The sequence below is a fragment of the Rathayibacter sp. AY1C5 genome (assembly GCF_002931705.1).
Classification (GTDB): domain Bacteria; phylum Actinomycetota; class Actinomycetes; order Actinomycetales; family Microbacteriaceae; genus Rathayibacter.
In genome coordinates this window covers 23,882-42,539 of the sequence record NZ_PSWD01000023.1, presented here as the reverse complement: position 1 = coordinate 42,539, position 18,658 = coordinate 23,882, and the positions used below count along the sequence as shown (strand labels likewise).

Below are 18,658 nucleotides of genomic sequence, written 5' to 3'. Positions count from 1 at the left end.
TCCAGCCACTCGGAGGGGAGCGGAGCTGCGGCGCCGCTCCCCTTCTGCATGTCCGGACGGCGTCGGAGGCGCGCCCGGGACGGCTCCCTCGGCGCTCGCCGCCGCCGGGCCTGCGATAGTCGAGAGGACCAGCCACGCACCAGAGAGCCCCGATCGGGCTCCGAGAGGAGAGGCCTGCCATGCCCTCGACACCCCGTTCCGTCCCCTCCCGCTCCGGGCTCTCGCGCCGCAGCGTCGTGATCGGCGGTCTCGCGGTGCTCCCGCTGCTCAGCGCCTGCACGCCCGACTCCTCCGCTCCGGACGACGCTCAGCAGGAGGCGCCCCGCACCCGCACCGCGGCTCCGAGCGGGCCGGTGGCGCTCGCCCCGGACGCGCTCGCCGCGAGTGCGGCCCTGTTCGCCTCGGCTCCGCTGGTCGTCCTGGTCGAGGACGTCGCCGAGTCGCGCCTGCGCGCCGCCCAGGTGAGCATCGCCTGGGGCGTGCCGCTGCTGGTCGGCTCGGCGGGATCCGGAGCGACGGCCGCCCCGACCGCGGACGCCGCGGCCGCGGGATCCACGGCTTCCGAGACGCCGTCCGATCCGGGGGGCCCGTCCGACTCCGCGACCGGATCCGCCACCCCGTCCGCCACACCGTCCTCCACCGCTCCGACCTCCGACGCCCTCGCCGCCGAGTTCGCCCGCCTCGGCGTGACCCGCGTGCTCGCGATCGGCGACGTCACCGCGCCCGAGGGCGTCGACGTCGTCGCCTCCGCCTCCGACGCGGCCGCCCTCAGCACCGCGTCCGGCGTGACCGTGACCGACCTGGCGCTCGCCGACCTCGCCGCCGCGGCGCCGTCCACCGCCTCCGACGCTCCCTTCGGCGCTCTCCCGGCCCGGGCCGACGCCCTGACCGGCCTGCACGCTCTCGCCCGCGCGCAGGACGCCGACGTCGCCGCACTGGCGACCGCCCGCGCGGCCGACGTGCCCGTCACCGTGGTCGACGGCGACGACCTGCTCGCCTCGGGCGGAGCCGTGACCGCGATCGCCGAGGCCGACGCCTCCTGCACGCTGCTGCTCGGCCCCGTGCTCGCCGCCCAGCCCGAGCCCGAGTGGGCCGTGCGCGCGGCCGCGAGCGGCTGGCAGCTGCCGGGCGGCGGCCAGCGGATGTTCGGCGGGCACCTCTTCGTCGCGATCTACGGCACTCCGGGCGCTCCCGTCCTCGGCGTGCTGGGGGAGCAGGGCCTCGAGCCCACGATCGCGCGGGCGGAGGCGGTGGCCGAGCCGTACCGGGCGCTCACCGACAAGCAGGTCGTGCCGAGCCTCGAGATCATCACCACGGTCGCGGCGGGCGACCCCGGCAAGGACGGCGACTACTCCAACGAGCTCGACGCCGCCGACATCCGCCCCTACATCGACGCGGCGCAGGCGGCGGGGATGTACGTGGTGCTCGACCTGCAGTCGGGGCTGACCGACTTCCTCACCCAGGCGAAGCAGTACGCGGACCTCCTGTCGCTGCCCAACGTCGGCCTCGCGCTCGACCCGGAGTGGCGCCTGCTGCCCGGCCAGAAGCCGCTGCAGCAGATCGGGCGCGTCTCGGCCGCCGAGGTCGACAGCGTGTCGGAGTGGCTGGCCGACCTGGTGCAGAGCGAGGGGCTGCCGCCGAAGATGTTCGTGCTGCACCAGTTCCGGCTGTCGATGCTGCAGGACCGCGACAGCATCCGCCGCGACCGGCCCGAGCTGGAGTTCCTCATCCACGTCGACGGCCAGGGCTCCCAGCCCGACAAGCAGGCGACCTGGGACGCGCTGCACGAGGGCGCCCCCGAGGGCATCGGCTGGGGCTGGAAGAACTTCTACGACGAGGACGCGCCCATGCTCACCCCCGCCGAGACCATGGCCGAGGTGCGCCCCCTCCCCGACCTCGTCACCTACCAGTAGGCGGATCCCGGGGAGGGGCGTCAGCGGCGCAGGAGCTCGCCGGAGACGACGCCCGCCTCGACCTCCTCGAGGGCGCGGCCGCGGGTCTCGGGCACGCGCTTCCAGATGAAGACGAGCGCGAGCAGGCCGACGGCGCCGAACAGGAAGAACGTTCCGGTGATGCCGACGCCGGAGACGAGGGTGGGGAAGAACAGGCCGAGCACCGCGTTCGTGATCCAGTGGCAGAAGATCGCGATGCCGACGCCGACGCCGCGGATCCGCAGCGGGAAGATCTCGGACAGCATCACCCAGGTGACGATGTTGAGGAACGTCTGCATGCTCCCCACGAACGCGACGACCAGCACCAGGATCACGTACGGCCGCGCCGGGTTCCCCACGGGGAGCGCGACGGAGGCGATGCCGATCAGGAAGTGCATCGCGGTGGTCAGGGAGTAGCCGAGCAGGAGGGTCGTGCGGCGGTTCATCGTCTGCATGAGCCGCAGCCCGATCAGGCCGCCGATCACGGCGATCGCCCCGGGCGCGATGTTGGCGACGAGCGCGCCGTCGTGGTCGAAGCCCGCCTCCTTCAGCACCGACTGGCCGTAGTACATGATCGAGTTGATGCCGGTGAGCTGCTGGGCGACTCCGATCCCGATGCCGACCAGCAGGATGCGCACCGCCCAGCGCTCGCGCAGCGCCTGCAGCAGGGGGATCCTCGGGCCGTCCTTCGCGCCGATCGAGCGGGCGATGGTCTCCGCCTCCGCATGGGCCCGGTCGGGCGTCCGGATGGTGGTGAGCACGTCGAGCGCCTCGTCGCGGCGGCCGTGCGCGATCAGCCAGCGCGGCGACTCCGGGACCCGGGTCATGCCGAGCAGGAGCGCGGCGGCGGGGAGCGCGGCGACGGCGAGCATGATCCGCCAGACGCCGGGCAGCTCGCCCCAGACGGTGCCGATGACGGCGTTGGCCACGAAGGCGGCGAGCTGGCCGATCACGATCATCAGCTCGTTGCGGCCGGCGAGCGAGCCGCGGATCTCGGAGGGGGAGATCTCGGAGAGGTAGATCGGCACGACCACCGAGGCGCCGCCGACGGCCAGTCCGAGGACCGCCCGCCCGAGGACCATCACGCCGAAGCCCGGCGCCACCACGCAGACGAGGGCGCCGACGAGGAAGAGCACGGCGAGCAGGCGGATCGTGGTCCGCCTCCCGAGGGCGTCGGCGAGGCGTCCGCCCGAGATCGCGCCGATCGCGGCGGCGAAGAGGAGCGAGCTGGTGACGACCCCCTCTGTCAGCGCGGTGAGGCCCAGCTCGGCCGACATCGGCTCCAGGGCGCCGTTGATGACGCCGGTGTCGTAGCCGAAGAGGAGGCCGCCGAGGGTCGCGATGAGCGCGATGAGGCCGAGACGCCGAGTCGGCGCCTCCAGGGAGGTGGTGGTCATCCGCTCACTCTGACGCATGGCCGCGCGGTGAGCGAACCCTGGACCGTCGGGGGAACCCGGTGTAGCGGGTCCCCTCGACGGCCCGGGGCCCCTCGGCGGCAGGGAGGGGGGAGGGAGCGTGCGGAGGGGGTGCTCAGGAGGAGACGCGCGCGCCCTCGCGCAGGCCCTCCTCCTTGGCCTGCTGCACCAGGGCGGCGATGCGGCGGCGCGAGCGCGAGCGCCCGGCGAGCAGCGCCGCGAGGATGAGGGCGACCCCGAGGATCACGAGCAGCTGCGGGACCGGCACGGCGGCGACCGTGATCGACTCCGTCACGGGAGCGGTGGCGACCGGCTCCTGATCGGCGGCGGCGACGGTCGGTGCGATGGTCAGGTCGGCGCCGACCCCGAAGAGGGGCCAGATGCCGTCGAGCTGCACCGAGACGCTGCGCCGGTCGCCGGGCAGCAGCTCCTGCTGGGGCGCGTCGGCCGCGACGACGGGGGCGGTGGCGCCCTGGGCGCTCGCCGTGCCGTCGAGCAGCAGGCGCACGTTGCCAGTGTTCACCACGTCGGCGACGAGCGAGAGGGAGCCGGGCTGGAACGGGTTCCAGGAGAGGCGGTAGTCGCTGGCCAGGTCCTCGACGGAGAAGGAGGGGGTCACCTCGCCGGTCACGCGGGTCATCACGCGGAAGCCGATGCGGCTCTCCACTCCGACGTTCGCGCCTCCCGCCTCGGTGCCCTGCGAGAGCACGGAGGCGGCGATGCCGGCGGCGTGGTCGCCGGGGGTGGCGTTGTCGGGGACCGTCACGGTGAACGGCACCACGCCGCTGCTGCCCGGATCGACGGTCACGGTCTCGGGGGCGGAGATCCACAGCCCGGCGTCGACCGACTCCTGGTCCGAGTTGAGCATGTTGAAGCGGCCGGTGTCGGTGAAGTAGCCGTCGGCGCTGGTGATGCTGAAGGTCACGGGCTGGTCGCTGAGGTTCCGCACGACCGCCTCGTCCGAGGCGCTCGCGCCGGGGGCGAGCTCGAGCTCGACCCACGCGCGCTTGTCGGGGACGCCGTCGGTGGAGGGGCTGACCGCCCAGGTGATCGCTCCGTCGGCCGCGACGGCCGCCGGAGCGACCCCCGCGCCGAGGAGGGCGACGATCAGCGCGAGCAGCGCGGGGAGGAGCGGGCGGCGGGGAGCGGCGGAGCGGCGCGGAGCAGTCATCAGAACCTCATGGTCGCACGGGGGAAGCACGACGCGGCCGGGCGGGCGGGCCCGGCCGCGTCGGCCGTGGTGGGATCGCGGCCGAGGGAGTGCGTCCCCCGGCCGCGACGGGTCACTCGAAGAGCGACAGGGTGATGGTGGACGAGTACGCGCCGGCGTCCACGTTCACGGGGGTGCGGAGGAAGAGGTCGGCGTCGGCGCTCCAGGAGCCCTCGGGGTTGACCTGCTGGGAGTTGCTGGCGACGATCGCGAGCAGCTCCTTGCCCTTCAGGCCGACGCCGTTGGCGCCGCCGTCGATGGCGGTGCCGACCTCATCGCCCGCGGCGACCTCGCCGAGGTCTCCACCGTCGACCAGGTCCGGGGTCCAGCCGAGGTTCTCGGCGCCGATGGTCGAGCCGTCGGCCGACGTGAAGTCGCTCGCCGTGCCGATGACGTACCACGCGGAGTCGGGGGAGACGTCCGCGGCGTCACGGGTGTCGGTGACCGTGACGGTGGGCAGGGTGCCGGTGAACTGGCGGCGGACGTTGTCCGAGCCGGTCTCGGTCAGCGTCGTCGAGTCCGCGGCGACGGTCATCGAGAGGGCGCCGGTCCCGGGGAGGTCGGCGATCTCGACGTTGATGTCGACGTCGTCGTTGCCGTAGTTGACCTCGGCGGCGAACGCCGTTCCGGCGACTCCGAGCAGGAGGACGCCTCCGGCCAGTCCAGCGGCTCCGCGGATCAGAAGGGATCGGGTGTTCATGTCGGGTGTTCTCCGTTCTCCGGCCGGCGTCGTCGCCGGCTCGATCTCAATGGGTGTGGGTCGTGCCCGCGGATCAGCTGCAGCTGGCCGCGGAGTAGGGGGCGGTCGCGGAGGCCGTGGCCGGCTTCCCGCTGATGAACGCGGTCGCCGTGGCGGTCGCGGATCCGTCGGTCACGCTCGTCGCCCGGGTGGTGAAGGCGGCCGAGACGGTGGCGCCGGGAGCGACGTCGGCGAAGCTCTTGGAGCCCCACGTCGTGCCGATCACGATCTTCGCGGCGAAGGCGTTCGGGTTCGTGGCGGTCGCGGTGACGACGATCTTCCCGGCGGCGCAGCGCGTCGTGGAGGTCGTGGTCACGGCGATCGCGGGTGCCGAGTCGGTCACGGGACCGACGGAGGCGGAGGCCGTCGCCGGCGTCCACTGCGGCTTCGCGGCGGTCACGGCCACCGAGATCGTCGCTCCGCGGTCGGCGGCGGTGAGCGTGTAGCTCGACGCCGTCGCCCCGCTGATCGCGGTCCCACCGCGCTTCCACTGGAAGCCGGTCGCCGTCCACGGGGAGGAGGCGGAGGCGGTCAGCGTGCTGCCCACCGTCGCCTTCCCCGTGATCGAGGCTGCGAGCGGCGCGGTGTCGACGATCGTCTGCGCGGCGACGCTGGTGAGGGTCGGGACGACCTTCTGCATGAGCCCGGTCGTCTTGTCGAAGGTCACCCGGTCGATCGTCGTCTCGCGGTGCTGGCCGTCTCCGCCGGGGATGGCGAAGCGGTGGTAGGCGATGTACCAGTCGTCCGTGCCGGGCACGTTGACGATCGAGTTGTGGCCCGTGGCGAGGATGCCCTGCGAGGTGTCCTTCTCGAGGACCACGCCGCGGTAGGTCCACGGTCCGTCGACGCTCGTCGAGGTGGCGTAGCCGACCTTGTAGTTCTCCGAGCCGGTGTCGTCGATCGAGTAGGTGAGGTGGTACAGACCGTCGCGGTAGTTCAGGAACGCACCCTCGCGGAAGTCGGTCAGACCGCTGATCTTCTTGATCGTGCCGGTCTTGATCGAGAGCATGTCGTCGGACAGCTCCCCGTAGAGCGGGTCGCCGTTGCCCCAGAAGAGGTAGCTCTTGCCGGTCTTCGGGTCGGTGAACGCGGCGGGGTCGATCGCCTGGCCGGACCGCACGGACTCGCCGTTGGTGATCATCGCGGTCGGCTGCGCCGTGAACGGGCCCATCGGGCTGTCCGAGACGGCGACTCCGATCGTCTTGCGGTTCAGCGAGGAGTTCTCGCCGGAGAAGTAGAAGTAGTACTTCCCGTTCTTCTCGATGATCGTCGGCGCCCAGGCGTTGCCGGTCGCCCACGGCACGTTGCCGTTCGCGCCGTCGAGCGTCAGGAAGGGCTGCTCCGAGCGGGTCCAGTCGATGAGGTTCTTCGAGGACCAGGCGTAGAAGGTCTTGCCGCCCCAGCCGGCGAAGCCGTCCGAGGTCGCGTACAGGTAGTAGGTGTCGCCGAAGACCGCGATGTTCGGGTCGGCGTTCAGGCCTGCGAGGACCGGGGACTTCATGACGACGGCCTTCAGGGTCCAGGTGGTCGCGGTGCCGCCGGCGGCGGGCGTGAGCACGACCGTCTGCGGGGTGGAGAGGTCGCGGACGGTGCCGGAGGCGGGGCTCGCCGTGACGCCGGCCGCGGTGGAGAAGGTCGGGGTGAGCTTCGTCAGGTCGGTCCCCGGCTTCACCGGGAAGGTGACCGTCCTGCTCGCCGAGTCGACGATCGGGGCCGTCTTCAGGACGTCGCCGCTGAGCGACAGGTCGACCAGGGCCGACGTGTTGCCGGAGGCGGCGAGCACCTCGGAGGCGCTGAGGGCCCGGTTGTAGACCGAGAACTCGCGGATCTGGCCGCGGAAGCGGTTGTCGGCGTCGTAGTTCGAGCGCCCGATGTAGTTCGCCGAGGTGGAGCCGCCGCCGATGTCCTTCGGGTCGGTCGTGACGGTGCCGCTGGCGACCTTCACTCCGTCGAGGTAGATCGTGCCGGTGGTGCCGGAGAGCGTGTACGTCAGGTGCGCCCAGGTGCCGCGGGGGAGGGCCGAGCCGCCGGCGACGGTCTGCTCGGTGGTGTAGTTCCCGGTCGCGATGCTGGTGCGGTAGTTGTTGCCCGAGGTGAAGAGGTAGCCGTCGCCGGCGCCGTTCGTGGTGTTGCCCAGGCCGTAGAGGAAGTAGGCGCCGCCCTGCGCGGGGTCGATCCAGACGTCGGACTGGATGGTGAGGTCCGTCACTCCGGCGAGCAGGTCGTTCGGCAGCTTGACGTAGTCGTCGGTGCCGTCGAGCTGCAGGGCGCCGTCCTTCCAGGTGCCACCCGAGGGCAGCGTGCCGTTCTGGTTGTTGCCCGAGCTGTCGCGCACCGTGGTGCCCGAGCCGCCGTCGAAGGTGTAGCGGAGGATCTCGCCGGCCGCGTTGATCGGCTTCGCGGCGGGGCCGGTGCTGCTGGTGCCGTAGGCGGCCGTCAGGCGCGCCTCCTCAGCGCTCGAGAGGCGGAGCACCGAGCCGTGGCGGAAGGGCTTCGAGAACGAGTACGTGTTCGCGCCGGTGGTGCCGACAGGAAGCGCCGTGAACCGCATGTCCGCGAGGGTGTCGGTGACGTAGGCGGAGTAGCCGAACGAGTCGCCCATGACGACCCAGCGGCCGTCGGGCAGCTGGTAGACGGTGAGGCCCTCGAGGTGGTCGGAGAGGCCGCGGGACTTCTCCTCGCCGAAGCCGATCACGCGGGTCCAGGGGCCGGCGAGACTCGGGGCCTTGTCGACGACCGTGCGCCAGTCGGCGGTGGAGAAGCGGTAGTACGTGTCCCCCTCCTTCGCGATGGTCGTGTCGATGATGCTGCCGCGGCTCCCGCCGCCGGCGGCGGGGTTCTCGTCCAGCCAGACCTTCGGGGTGGAGAAGCCGACGAAGTCGCGCGTGGTCGAGACGTAGACGCGCTGGGCGGAGGCCCCGCCGGTCAGCGTCTTGTCGCGGGCGGCCCAGTAGACGTAGTACTGGCCGGTCGCGTCGTCCCAGATCGCCTCAGGAGCCCAGACGTTGCCCGCGTCGGGGAAGCCGGCGAAGACGATGCTCTGATCGCTCCAGTTCACGAGGTCCGTCGAGCGCCAGACGACGAGGTTCTTGCTCGCGTTGGTCTGGTCCCAGGTGCCGCCGGGAGCGGTGCCCTCGGCGTGCAGGTCGGTGCCGATGATCCAGTACTCGTCGCCGGTGGGGGAGCGCACGAGGTGCGGATCGCGGACGCCGAGGGTGCCGCCGAGGTTGGCGAGCACGGCCTTGTCGTTGTTGAGCTTCGACCAGTGCAGACCGTCGGTGCTGGAGCCGAAGTAGATCTTCTCGTAGTCGGTCGAGGCGAAGTGGGTCCAGAGGTAGCCCGCGTCGTACTCGGTGTCGAGGTCCGCGGGAGCCGCGGTCACCGTGACGGGCAGCTGCCGGGTCGCGGTCGTGCCGGCGATCGTCGCGGTGAGTGTGACGGGCGTGGCGGCGGACCGGCGCTTCACGACGCCGGTCGTGCTGAGCACGGCCGTGTTCGAGGAGGACCAGGCGACGTCGTAGGAGCCGGCCTTCGCGGGCAGCGTCACGTTGCCGCGGACGTCGCCGGAGTTGACGATCGAGAGGGCGTCGAGCGCCTTCTGGGCGTCGGCGTTCACGTCCTTGGCGGGCACGGTGGCGGTGAAGGTGCGGGTGGCCGTGGCCGAGCCGCGGGTGGTCGTGGCGGTCAGCTCGACCGAGGCGACCCCGGTCGCGGGCGGCGTGACGACTCCGCTGGTCGAGACGACCGCGGAGTTGCTCGAGGCCCAGGCGATGGCGGAGCCGTTGGGGCCGGTCGTCGGGAGGGTGAGGTTCGCGGAGACCGAGGAGAGGCTCCCGAGGTCCAGGGCGGCGGAGTCGCGGGAGACGCGCGTGCTGTCCGGGGCCTGGAGGGTCGCGACGTCGGCCGCGCTGAGCGCCGTGCTGTAGACGCGGAAGTCGCGGACCGAGCCGGCGAGGGTCTTGTCCGCCGTGTAGACGGAGCGGCCGATCGCGTTCGCGGTGGTGGTGCCGTTGCCGATCGCGGCGGGAGTGATGGTCACTCCTGTCTGCTGCGCGACCTGGGTGCCGTCGAGGTAGAGGCGTGCGGTGTCGCTCGCGTCGTCGAGCGTGTAGGTGAGGGTCTTCCAGACGCTGCGCGCGAGGTTCGCGTTGGAGTTGACGGTCTGCTCGGTGGTCCAGTTGCCGGTGGCGATCGAGGCCTTGTAGCCGTTGCCCGTCGTGTAGAGGTAGCCGTTCCCGGCGCCGTTCGTCGTGTTGCCGAGGCCCCAGATGAAGTAGGGCGTGCCCTGGTTCGCGTTCACCAGGACCTCGGTGCTGACCGTGATCGAGTTCAGGCCCGCGAGCAGGTCGTCGGGCAGCTTGACGTAGTCGTCGGTCCCGTCGAGGGCGACGCCCGCGGCTCCGCGAGGAGCGGCTCCGTTGACGAGCGTGCCGGTGCGGCCCTTGCCCGAGCTGTCGGCGACGGTCGTGCCGCTCGTCTCGTCGAGCGCGTAGCGCAGGACGAGGCTGTCGGAGGGAGCTGCGCTCGCCGACTGGGCCGTCAGAAGGGGGACGGTGAGGGCCACGGCCGTCACGAGGACGAGTGGTCGCAGGAAAGGCTTCATCGCGCTTTGCTCCAGGGTCGGCACCATTGCTGAGGGGAGGGAGTGTGCCGGCTTCGTACGCGGCAATGTTCACGGTAACACTATGTTGACGACAACGTGAAGAGCCTAACCGGATCATTTCCCGACACTCCAGAGGAGAGGCGAACCGGTTCGACGAATCCCGAGTGCATCCTGGAGCGACGCGTACGCCGATGTCCGGTCGGATCAGCCGCGGTCGACGTCGCGCGAACGGCTCAGCGCGCGGTCCATCGCCCTCAGCGTCCGGAAGCCGGCCCGCTCGGCCACGGCCGCGCGAGCCGAGGGCGAGAGCGACGGGCTCGCGGCGAGCAGCGACGCGGCGAGGTGCACGCGCCGCTCGCGGAGGGTCGCGGCCACGGTCGTGCCCCGGCGGTGGAAGGCGCGGTCCAGCGTCGCCCGCGAGACGCGGAGCCGCATCGCGAGAACGCCGGCGGTGAAGTCCGCGTCACCCGCCTCCGCATCGATGACGGCGATCGCGCGGAGGAGGACGCCCTCGAGTCCGTCCTCCGGACGGGCGGGCGGCAGGCTCTGCTTGATCAGGGCCGACGCGGTCGCCTCGAGCGCCCGGCGCAGCTCGCTGAAGCCGGGATCGCCCGCCGCGAGGTCCGCGTTGAGGGTCGCGTTGACGAGGGAGACGAAGGCGCCGCTGTAGCTGTCGGCGGCGAGCAGGGTGCAGGACGGCCCGTCGGACTGTGCGCTCGTGAGGCCGAGCCTGCCCCAGGACGTCCTCAGCGCCAGCCAGGCGGAGTCCTCCTCCGCCCGGAACCGAGCGGAGTCGTCGCGTCGGAGGAGGGCGAGCCCGCCGGGCCGCAGACGAGCGGCCTCGAGAGGGCCGTCGACGACGATCTCGCCGGCGACCGGGACGATGAGGTCGACCTCGGCCCGGTCGGGGGCGGGGAGGGGCGGGTCGGTCCGGAGCGTGCCGGGTGTGTGCCAGAGGCGGCTCAGCCGGAAGCCGTCGACGGCGAGCACGTCCCCGGCGAGGTGCAGGGGCGGAGCTCCGTCGCTCGCCCAGCCGAGGCTCCTCAGCCACGCCTCCACGCGGGGACCGCTCAGCTGCAGCGTCTCGACGAGACCGCGCGGGGCGGCCGGCTGCTCGGAAGCGGTCACCGGGCTCCTTCGCAGCGGGGACGGGGTGCGCGGGCGGTGACCACGTTAGGCCGGGGGAGGGGCGCCGAGACGGGGTGGCGCGTTCCTCCTCGGACGAGGCGCCCGTCCTCGGCGGGAGGGCGGAGGCGGCCCTCCTCGCCCGCGGTCCGGCAGGACGCGGGCGGAGAGGGCCGCCGGGCGCGGATCAGCGGCAGTCGGTTCTCGCCTTGATCCAGTGGGGGTTCAGCGCGCCGTCTCCCTGGGCGGTGATCCCGGCCGCATCGGGGCCGGTGCTGGCACCGGAGCCGATCTTGGTCCACGTGTTCTGCGCCGTGCTGTAGTACCAGATGTCGCCGTTCGCCTTCACGGAGACGTTCCCATCCGCTCCCTGACCGTAGGTGCGGACGAACCCGGAGTTCTCCGGAACGGTCGCGAGCCGGGTGCCGTACTGCAGGACCCCGTCCTTGATCCAGTGGATCTCGAACGTCCCGCCCGGCCGCTGGGTCAGTCCGGCGGCGCTCGGCTCGGTGCTGGCTCCGGTGCCGACGAGGTCCCACACGTTGCCCTGCGGGGTGTACCGCCAGATGTCGCCGTTCGACTTCACGGCGATCGTGCCGCGGGTGCCGAGGCCGTAGACGCGGACGAATCCGGAGTTGGTCGGCACGGTGGCCGCTGCGGTGCCGTACTGCAGGACTCCGTTCTTGATCCAGTGGACGTTCAGGGTCCCGGCCGGGTTCGCGGAGATGCCGGCCGCGCTCGGCTCGGTGCTGGCGCCGGTGCCCAGAAGGGTCCACTCGTCGGTCTGGCGGTTGTACCGCCAGACGTCGCCGTTCGACTTGATGGAGACGTTCCCGTCCGCGCCCTGACCGTAGGTGCGGACGAATCCGGAGTTGCTCGGAACGGTCGCGAGCGCCTTGCCGTACTGGAGGACTCCGTCCTTGATCCAGTGCGCGTTGTAGGTTCCGTCCGGCTGCTGCGTGAGCCCGGATGTGCTGGGCTCCGTGGAGGCGCCCGTGCCGAGCTTCTGCCAGCCGTCCGACCGCCGGTACTGCCAGATGTCGCCGTTCGCCTTGACGGAGACGTTGCCGTTCACACCCTGCGAGGAGGTGTGGATGAATCCGGAGTTCTCGGGAACAGTGGCGAGGCCCGTGCTGTACTGCAGGTCGCCGGTCTGGCGGACCGGGAACGGGGCGTTCGTCTTCGCCGAGCCGCCGAAGGCGAGGGCCGAGCCGGTCGAGGGGCCCGCGATGACGCCGCCGACCGGGATGGTGGCGACTCCGTTCGCGTCGGTCACGAAGGTGTCGGTCCCGCTCCCTCCGAAGCGGAAGCCGGGCGGGGTGTTCACCCGCACGGGGACGTTCGCGACGTTGCCGCCGGTGAGGGTCAGCGTGATCGGCGCCGTGTTGGGCATGCACGCGATCATGGTCGGGATGGAGCTGAACACGAGGGTCTGCGTGGCAGAGGCGGCGGCGGCCGGGGTGGCCGTCGCTGCGGCGATCACGGGCAGGGACCAGGTGGCGCCGGCGACGACGGTGCGTCGCCTCAGCGGACCCTGCTCAGCGGGAGAGTTGTCGGAAGTCACAGTGAAGCTCCTCGGTCTGTCTTCTCGCCGGCGGCCTGCTCGGAGGACGGTCGTCGTCCGCTCGGGCGCTTCGGCGGGTACGACGGGCGCCGTACCGCTGGGGAGTCTTCCCGCGGGCGGGCGGTCGGCCCAAGCGCTCGGGGGCAGGTGAGGAGGAAGTGGCGCCGCCGTGAGGAGGGAGTGGTGGGCTCCGGCGCCGTCCCGAGTCGCGATCGCCCTCCTGACCCGGTGATCCCCTCGGTCGCACGCTGCCGCCGGGGCGCCGCCGGCGCGGTGAGCGGGAGCGTCGCCGTCCGCTGTGACCGGTCCTGTGACAAACGGAGCACGCGCGGGCTGCGAATCACTCCTGTGGTGAGGCGTCAGCGTGCCCGCGAGGAGGGGGCGCCCGATGAGGTCGAGATCGGCCGAGATGTACCGGCGGATGGCCGAGCACTGGAACGGCGTGGAGGCCCGTTCTGGACTGCGGGTCGAGGCGACGGGCTCGCTCGGCTTCGAGATCGCCAGACTGTGGATTCCCGGTGGCTGCGTTCTCGAGCAGAAGCCGCAGTCGCGCTGCCCGCCGGGCGCGCATCTGCTGCTGGTCGTCGAGGGCGGAGGACGCATCCGACAGGACGGACGGATGCTCGAGTGCGGCAGTGGTGATCTGGTGGTCATCGACGCGGAGCCGCGGACCGGGGCGCGCTTCCCCCGCTCGACCGTGATCTACGCCTGGGTGCTCGGCGAGCGGGCGCTGGAGCAGCGCTGGATCACGGAGCGCTTCGGCGAGGTCCTGCCCGTCGCCGGCTGCTTCCTGGCCCCGGCGCGGGCGCTGATGAACGGTCTCCTCGACGGCGACCCCGCTCTGGCGGAGCAGCCCGCCGTCGCCCGGGCGGGCGAGGCCTTCCTGAAGGAGCTGGTCGAGGGCTCCGCACCGCGCAGGCGTCCCCGCGCCGAGGACGTCTACGGGGAGGCCATGGCCCTGATCGAGGAGCGCCACCGCGATCCCGCCTTCACCGCCGCCCGGCTCGCCCGCGAGCTCCTGGTGTCGGAGCTGACGCTGGCTCGCGCGTTCTCCTTCCTCGGGCGGACGGCCGACGACGAGCTCGAGCGGCGCCGGGCGGGCACCCTCCTGCTCCTGATCGGCGGGCGGTCCCTGGCGACGGCCGACTTCGCGCGCTCGGCCGAGGAGGCGGGCTTCGCCTCCGAGGGGAGCGCTCGCCGCGCGCTGTGGCGGCTCTCCCAGCGCCGCTGACCGCGACGGTCCCCGTGGCCGTCCTCCCGGTCCGGCGACGGCGTGCGGCCGGATTCCGAGCGCGAGGCGCGGAGGCCTGGGAGATCCGTGCGAACGTCCGGCGGTGATCGACAGATGAGGGATTCTGTTCGTTCGACGCGGAGGAGGCGGGAGATGGGGGCCGCAGAGGAGCGGATGCAGGCGTTCGCTCGCGCAGGGGACGAGCGCGGGACGGGCGCTCCCGGTCTGCGGATGGACGCAGCGGACGGACCGGGACTCGCGCTGACGCGGGTGTGGGGGCCGAACGGGATCAGGGTCGCCCTCTCGCCGTCGGTCGACAGGGCGGACAGGCCGGTGGGCGTTCACATCTCCCTGATCGTCGAGGGCGGGGGCGAGGTCGTCCTCGACGAGGGCGTGCTCGAGGCGACGCCGAACAGCGTCCTGCTCCTCGACGCCAGGGTCCCGGTGCGCATCGACTACCGGCGGCCCACCCTCTCGTACACCTGGAGCTTCGACGCCGCCGTGCTCGAGCACCGGTGGGTCCGCGAGCGGATCAACGAGGTCGTGCCGGTGCGCGAGTCGGTCTGGACGCCTGCCCGTGCCCTCGCCAACAGTCTGATCGAGGGCGATCCGGCCGTGCTCGGGGCCGCCGGCGTGAGGCGGGCGAGCGAACTGCTGCTGGAGGGGATCGTCGAGCACAGCGCTCCGCGGGTCCGGACCCGGAGCGCCGACCAGGTCTACGCGGAGGCGATCCCGGTGATCGAGGCGCGCCACCGCGACCCGGCGTTCTCCGCCGCGGTGCTCGCCCGGGAGCTGCTCGTCTGCCCCCGCATGCTCGCGCAGGCTTTCGCGTTCCTCGGCCGCACGCCGGCGGAGGAGATCGAGACGCGCCGGGCGGGCACCCTCCGGCGCCGGATCGGCCTGCGGCGGCGGGGCCCTGCCGACTTCGCCCGCCTCGCCGAGGAATGCGGCTACGCCACCCGCGAGCAGGCCGCGCTGACGCTCAGCCGCTCCGCCTCCTGAGGCCGGCGGAGCGCCCCGGACACGACGGCGCCCCCTCGTCCGCGGAGGGACGAGGGGGCGCCGGGGGAGATCGGGCGGGAGCCCGGTCAGGTCTTGCTGCGGGCCATGACGGCGCGCTGGAGGAGGACGAAGACCAGGAGGATGCCTCCGGTGATGATCGTGGTCGCCTCCGGCGGGATGCCGCCGTCGCGGGTGATCAGGACGTTCATCAGTCCGAGCACCAGGGCGCCGACCACCGAGCCGAGCACGAACCCGACGCCGCCGGTGAGCAGCGTGCCGCCGATGACGGTCGCCGCGATGGCGTCGAGCTCCCAGCCGGTGCCGGTGATGTTCTGCGCGCTGCCGAGGCGGGCGGTGTAGACCACACCGGCGAGACCGGCGAGCGTGCCGCTGATGATGTAGATGAACAGCTTGGTCCGCACAACCGGGAGGCCCATCAGGGCCGCCGACTGCTCGGAGCCGCCCATCGCGTAGACCGTGCGGCCCAGGCGGGTGCGGTGCAGCACGAAGAACGCGCCGGCCACGACGAGGATTGCGATGATCACGCCGGGGCTGATGACGAAGTCGTTGACCTTCGGGCCGTCGATCAGCTTGATCGGCGTGGCCAGGCTCAGCACGGCCGAGTCCTCGGGGAGGCGCTCCGGGACGGTGCTCAGCATGGAGGCGAGACCGCGGGCCAGGAACATCATCGCGAGCGTCGCGATGAACGGCTGCACGTTGAAGTACTGGATCAGGACGCCGGAGATCACGCCGAACAGGGCGCCGATCACGACCATCAGGACCATCACGAGCCAGGGGTTCCAGCCGGCGTTGATCAGGAGCACGCCGCTCACGCTGCTGAACGCGATCACCGCGCCGACCGAGAGGTCGATGCCGCCGGTGAGGATCACGAAGGTGAGGCCCACGGCGAGGATGATCAGGTGCGCGTTGTTGACCAGCAGGTTCGAGATCGTGCTCGCCTGAAGGATCCGGCCGTAGGCGGCCTCGCCGTAGACGATCATCCCGAAGAAGATGATCAGCGCGGCCAGGGTGGGCAGCTTGTCCAGGTGCTGGCTCAGCCAGCCGCGCGCCCCGGAGGTGCGCTTGGTGCTCGCCGGAGGGGCGGAGCGGGTCATCACGGCACTCATGCGGGGATCGCCTCTTTCTGCGGGACGCTGCGGCGCGCCTCGCGACGGGACTTGAAGGCGGAGCGGACGCGCTCGGACTGCAGGAGGCAGAGCGCGACGATGACGATCGCCTTGAAGGCGGGCGTCGCGGAGGACGAGACTCCGAGGAACACGACGGTCTTGTCGAGGGTGGCGATCAGGATCGCGCCCACGGCGGCACCGGTGATGTTGAACTTGCCGCCGGCGAGCGAGGTGCCGCCGATGACGACCGCGAGGATCGCGTCGAGCTCGAGCTGGTAGCCGGTGCGCGAGACGTCGACCGTCATCACGCTCGCCGTGGCGAACACGCCCGCGACTCCGGCGAGGATGCCGCTGCCGATGTAGGCGGTCATCAGCAGGCCCCGGCGGTTGATGCCTGCGAGGCGGGCCGCCTTCGGGTCCATGCCGATGGCCTCGATCATCAGGCCGAGGGCGCTGCGGCGCACCAGGACTCCGACGACCACGACGATGGCGATGGCGAGGAGGAACACGACCGGGAGCCCGAAGACGTACCCGTTCGCGAGCCAGCGGAAGGGCTCGTTGGTGGCGGCGGTGTTCTGGCCGCCGGTGATGACCTTCGCCAGGCCGCGGCCCGCGAGCATCACGACCAGCGTGCTGATGAAGGGCTGGAGGCCCACCACCGAGACCAGGACGCCGTTCACGGCTCCGAGCACGGCGGCCACGAGGAGGGCGACCGCGAAGGCTCCCGCTGCCGCGCCGAGCGAGTCGGGCGCTCCCGCGGAGTTGAGGAACTCCATCGAGACGGCGCCGGCGACGACCATGATCGAGCCGACCGAGAGGTCGATGCCCCCGGTCGCGACGACCAGGCACATGCCGACGGCGATCATCAGGATCGGAGCGGCGGCGCGGGCGATGTCGATGACGTTGCCGACGAGGTAGCCGGTGGTGGGGCTGACCGAGACGGCCAGGTAGCCCGGGTCCTTGACGACGTTGACGAGGAGGAGCAGGGCGATCGCCACGACTCCCCAGAAGTACTGGCGGCGGATGATCCCGCCGAGGACGGATCCCCGGGCGGGTCGGGTGTCGCTGCTCATGATGCGGCCTCCTGCGTGGCGCTCTCGAGGACGACGACGTCCTCGTCGACGACTCCCTCTGCGGCGATGGTAGTGACGATCGACTCCGCAGTGACAGCGGGACCGTTGAGGATCTCCGCGATCACGCGGTGGTCCTTCAGGACGATGATGCGGTCGCTGAGGCGGACGACCTCGTCGAGCTCGGACGAGATGAAGACCACGGCGACGCCCTCGCCGGCGAGGGCGACGACCTTCTCCTGGATCTCGGCCTTCGCTCCGACGTCGATGCCGCGGGTCGGCTCGTCGAGGATGAGGATCTCGGGGGCGGTGGCGAGCCAGCGGCCGAGGAGGACCTTCTGCTGGTTGCCGCCGGAGAGCTTGCTGATCGGGCGGTCGGGGTCGGCCGGGCGCACGTTGAGCTCGACGAGGTACTTGCCGACGATCTCGTCCTTCTCCTTCTTGGAGAGGGGGCGGGCCCAGCCGCGCTTGGCCTGCACGCCGAGGATGAGGTTCTCGCGGACCGAGAGGTCGCGGATGATGCCCTCGTCGCGGCGGTTCTCGCTCGAGAACGCGATCTTGTGGGCGAGGCCGGCGGTCGGCGTCGGGACGTCGATCTTCTTGCCGTGCATCGTGATCTCGCCGGTGTCGGGCTTGTCGACGCCGTAGATCAGGCGCGCGAGCTCGGTGCGGCCGGAGCCGAGGAGCCCGGCGAAGCCGACGACCTCGCCGCGGTGCAGCGTCAGGTCGGTGCTCTCGATGGAGCCCTTCTTGCCGATGCCCTTCGCGGTGTAGAGCGGGGCGTCGCGGTAGAGGTGGTCCTGGCTCTCGCGCTCGGAGTCGAGGGAGCGCAGCGCCGCGATGTCCTTGCCGATCATCTTCGAGATCAGCGAGGTGCGGTCGAGCTCGTGGGTCAGGTACTCGCCGACGAAGGTGCCGTTGCGCAGCACCGTCAGGCGGTCGCTGATCGCGTAGACCTGGTCGAGGAAGTGCGAGACGAAGAGGATCGCGACGCCCTCCGCGCGGAGGCGGCGGATGACCACGAAGAGGTTCTCGACCTCGTTCGCGTCCAGGCTCGAGGTCGGCTCGTCGAGGATGAGCACCTTGGAGTCGCTCACCGTCGAGCGGCTGATCGCGACCAGCTGCTGCATCGCGATCGAGAGCGAGGCGAGCGACTGGCGCGTGTTGAGGTGGCCGAGGCCGAGCTTCTCGAGCGCGACCTTCGCGGCCTGGTGCGTGGCCTTCCAGTTGATGCCGAATGGTCCGCGGACCTCGTAGCCGAGCATCACGTTCTCTCCGATGGAGAGGTTCGTGACCAGGTTGACCTCCTGGTACACGGTGGAGATGCCCGCGGCCTGCGAGTCGGCGGTGCCGGTCAGGCGACGGGTCTCCCCGTCGATCACGATGTCTCCGCTGTCGATGCGGTAGACGCCGGTGAGGGCCTTGATGAGCGTGGACTTGCCGGCGCCGTTCTCACCCATGAGGGTGTGGACCTCGCCCGGGAACAGGCGGAAGTCGACGCCGTCGAGGGCTTTCACGCCGGGGAAGCTGATCGAGATGTTCTTCATCTCGACGATCGGAGGCGAACCTGTCATGTCGCGTCGTTCCGTTCTCGAGCGGGGCGCAGCCGAACAGGTGCGCCGAAGGGTCGGAGCGACCGGG

General features: G+C 71.7%; 12 protein-coding genes. 3 read left to right on the top strand and 9 right to left on the bottom strand.

Annotated elements, in window-relative coordinates; all coding sequences use genetic code 11:
• The first annotated feature begins 179 nt into the window (after positions 1–179).
• Positions 180–1,913, top strand: coding sequence for a hypothetical protein (locus C5C57_RS14080; protein ID WP_104297752.1), 1,734 nt, complete (start codon positions 180–182; stop codon positions 1,911–1,913).
• Positions 1,914–1,933: 20 nt separating this feature from the next.
• On the opposite strand, the gene C5C57_RS14075 is transcribed toward C5C57_RS14080, so the two are convergent.
• The 6 genes from C5C57_RS14075 to C5C57_RS14050 all read right to left on the bottom strand — a co-directional run bounded on the left by C5C57_RS14075 (position 1,934) and on the right by C5C57_RS14050 (position 12,587).
• On the bottom strand, positions 1,934–3,328 hold the full coding sequence (locus C5C57_RS14075; protein ID WP_258060020.1) for a sugar porter family MFS transporter: 1,395 nt from the start codon (positions 3,326–3,328) through the stop codon (positions 1,934–1,936).
• Between the two features lie 133 nt (positions 3,329–3,461).
• Complete coding sequence (locus tag C5C57_RS14070; RefSeq protein WP_104222384.1) at positions 3,462–4,517, bottom strand: WxL protein peptidoglycan domain-containing protein; 1,056 nt, start codon at positions 4,515–4,517, stop codon at positions 3,462–3,464.
• Between the two features lie 112 nt (positions 4,518–4,629).
• Positions 4,630–5,256 (bottom strand): hypothetical protein, encoded by a 627-nt coding sequence (locus C5C57_RS14065; protein WP_104227017.1) that lies wholly within the window; start codon positions 5,254–5,256, stop codon positions 4,630–4,632.
• A gap of 73 nt (positions 5,257–5,329) precedes the next feature.
• Complete coding sequence (locus C5C57_RS14060) at positions 5,330–9,898, bottom strand: family 43 glycosylhydrolase (protein WP_181069222.1); 4,569 nt, start codon at positions 9,896–9,898, stop codon at positions 5,330–5,332.
• Positions 9,899–10,102: 204 nt separating this feature from the next.
• Positions 10,103–11,026 carry a helix-turn-helix domain-containing protein gene (locus tag C5C57_RS14055; RefSeq protein ID WP_104222387.1) on the bottom strand — a complete coding sequence of 308 codons (924 nt, stop codon included), beginning with the start codon at positions 11,024–11,026 and terminating at the stop codon, positions 10,103–10,105.
• A gap of 184 nt (positions 11,027–11,210) precedes the next feature.
• Entirely contained in the window at positions 11,211–12,587 is a 1,377-nt protein-coding gene (locus C5C57_RS14050) for a hypothetical protein (protein ID WP_104261070.1), read from the bottom strand.
• A 388-nt stretch (positions 12,588–12,975) separates the two neighbouring features.
• Here C5C57_RS14050 and C5C57_RS14045 point away from each other — a divergent pair, with 388 nt between their 5' ends.
• Complete coding sequence (locus C5C57_RS14045; RefSeq protein WP_104269278.1) at positions 12,976–13,818, top strand: hypothetical protein; 843 nt, start codon at positions 12,976–12,978, stop codon at positions 13,816–13,818.
• Positions 13,819–13,971: 153 nt separating this feature from the next.
• Positions 13,972–14,820, top strand: a complete 849-nt coding sequence (locus C5C57_RS14040) for a hypothetical protein (protein ID WP_104261072.1) — start codon at positions 13,972–13,974, stop codon at positions 14,818–14,820.
• Between the two features lie 86 nt (positions 14,821–14,906).
• Here C5C57_RS14040 and C5C57_RS14035 read toward each other — a convergent pair whose 3' ends face one another.
• Genes C5C57_RS14035 through C5C57_RS14025 form a run of 3 tightly spaced genes read right to left on the bottom strand, consistent with a single transcriptional unit; the run spans position 14,907 to position 18,591 of the window.
• The gene (locus tag C5C57_RS14035) at positions 14,907–15,947 is read right to left on the bottom strand and encodes a sugar ABC transporter permease (protein ID WP_104222391.1); all 1,041 of its coding nucleotides are present in this window, start codon (positions 15,945–15,947) and stop codon (positions 14,907–14,909) included.
• Positions 15,944–17,020 carry an ABC transporter permease gene (locus tag C5C57_RS14030; RefSeq protein WP_104238658.1) on the bottom strand — a complete coding sequence of 359 codons (1,077 nt, stop codon included), beginning with the start codon at positions 17,018–17,020 and terminating at the stop codon, positions 15,944–15,946. The genes C5C57_RS14035 and C5C57_RS14030 overlap by 4 nt, the downstream gene beginning before the upstream one ends.
• Positions 17,017–18,591 carry a sugar ABC transporter ATP-binding protein gene (locus C5C57_RS14025; RefSeq protein WP_104222393.1) on the bottom strand — a complete coding sequence of 525 codons (1,575 nt, stop codon included), beginning with the start codon at positions 18,589–18,591 and terminating at the stop codon, positions 17,017–17,019. The genes C5C57_RS14030 and C5C57_RS14025 overlap by 4 nt, the downstream gene beginning before the upstream one ends.
• Positions 18,592–18,658: the final 67 nt, after the last annotated feature.

Coding starts and splice junctions, on each gene's coding strand:
- C5C57_RS14070 (WP_104222384.1), bottom strand. CDS start 4,517: ATGACTGCTCCGCGCCGCTCCGCCGCTCCCCGCCGCCCGCTCCTCCCC.
- C5C57_RS14025 (WP_104222393.1), bottom strand. CDS start 18,591: ATGACAGGTTCGCCTCCGATCGTCGAGATGAAGAACATCTCGATCAGC.
- C5C57_RS14080 (WP_104297752.1), top strand. CDS start 180: ATGCCCTCGACACCCCGTTCCGTCCCCTCCCGCTCCGGGCTCTCGCGC.
- C5C57_RS14035 (WP_104222391.1), bottom strand. CDS start 15,947: ATGAGTGCCGTGATGACCCGCTCCGCCCCTCCGGCGAGCACCAAGCGC.
- C5C57_RS14075 (WP_258060020.1), bottom strand. CDS start 3,328: ATGACCACCACCTCCCTGGAGGCGCCGACTCGGCGTCTCGGCCTCATC.
- C5C57_RS14065 (WP_104227017.1), bottom strand. CDS start 5,256: ATGAACACCCGATCCCTTCTGATCCGCGGAGCCGCTGGACTGGCCGGA.
- C5C57_RS14045 (WP_104269278.1), top strand. CDS start 12,976: ATGAGGTCGAGATCGGCCGAGATGTACCGGCGGATGGCCGAGCACTGG.
- C5C57_RS14030 (WP_104238658.1), bottom strand. CDS start 17,020: ATGAGCAGCGACACCCGACCCGCCCGGGGATCCGTCCTCGGCGGGATC.
- C5C57_RS14040 (WP_104261072.1), top strand. CDS start 13,972: ATGGGGGCCGCAGAGGAGCGGATGCAGGCGTTCGCTCGCGCAGGGGAC.
- C5C57_RS14060 (WP_181069222.1), bottom strand. CDS start 9,898: ATGAAGCCTTTCCTGCGACCACTCGTCCTCGTGACGGCCGTGGCCCTC.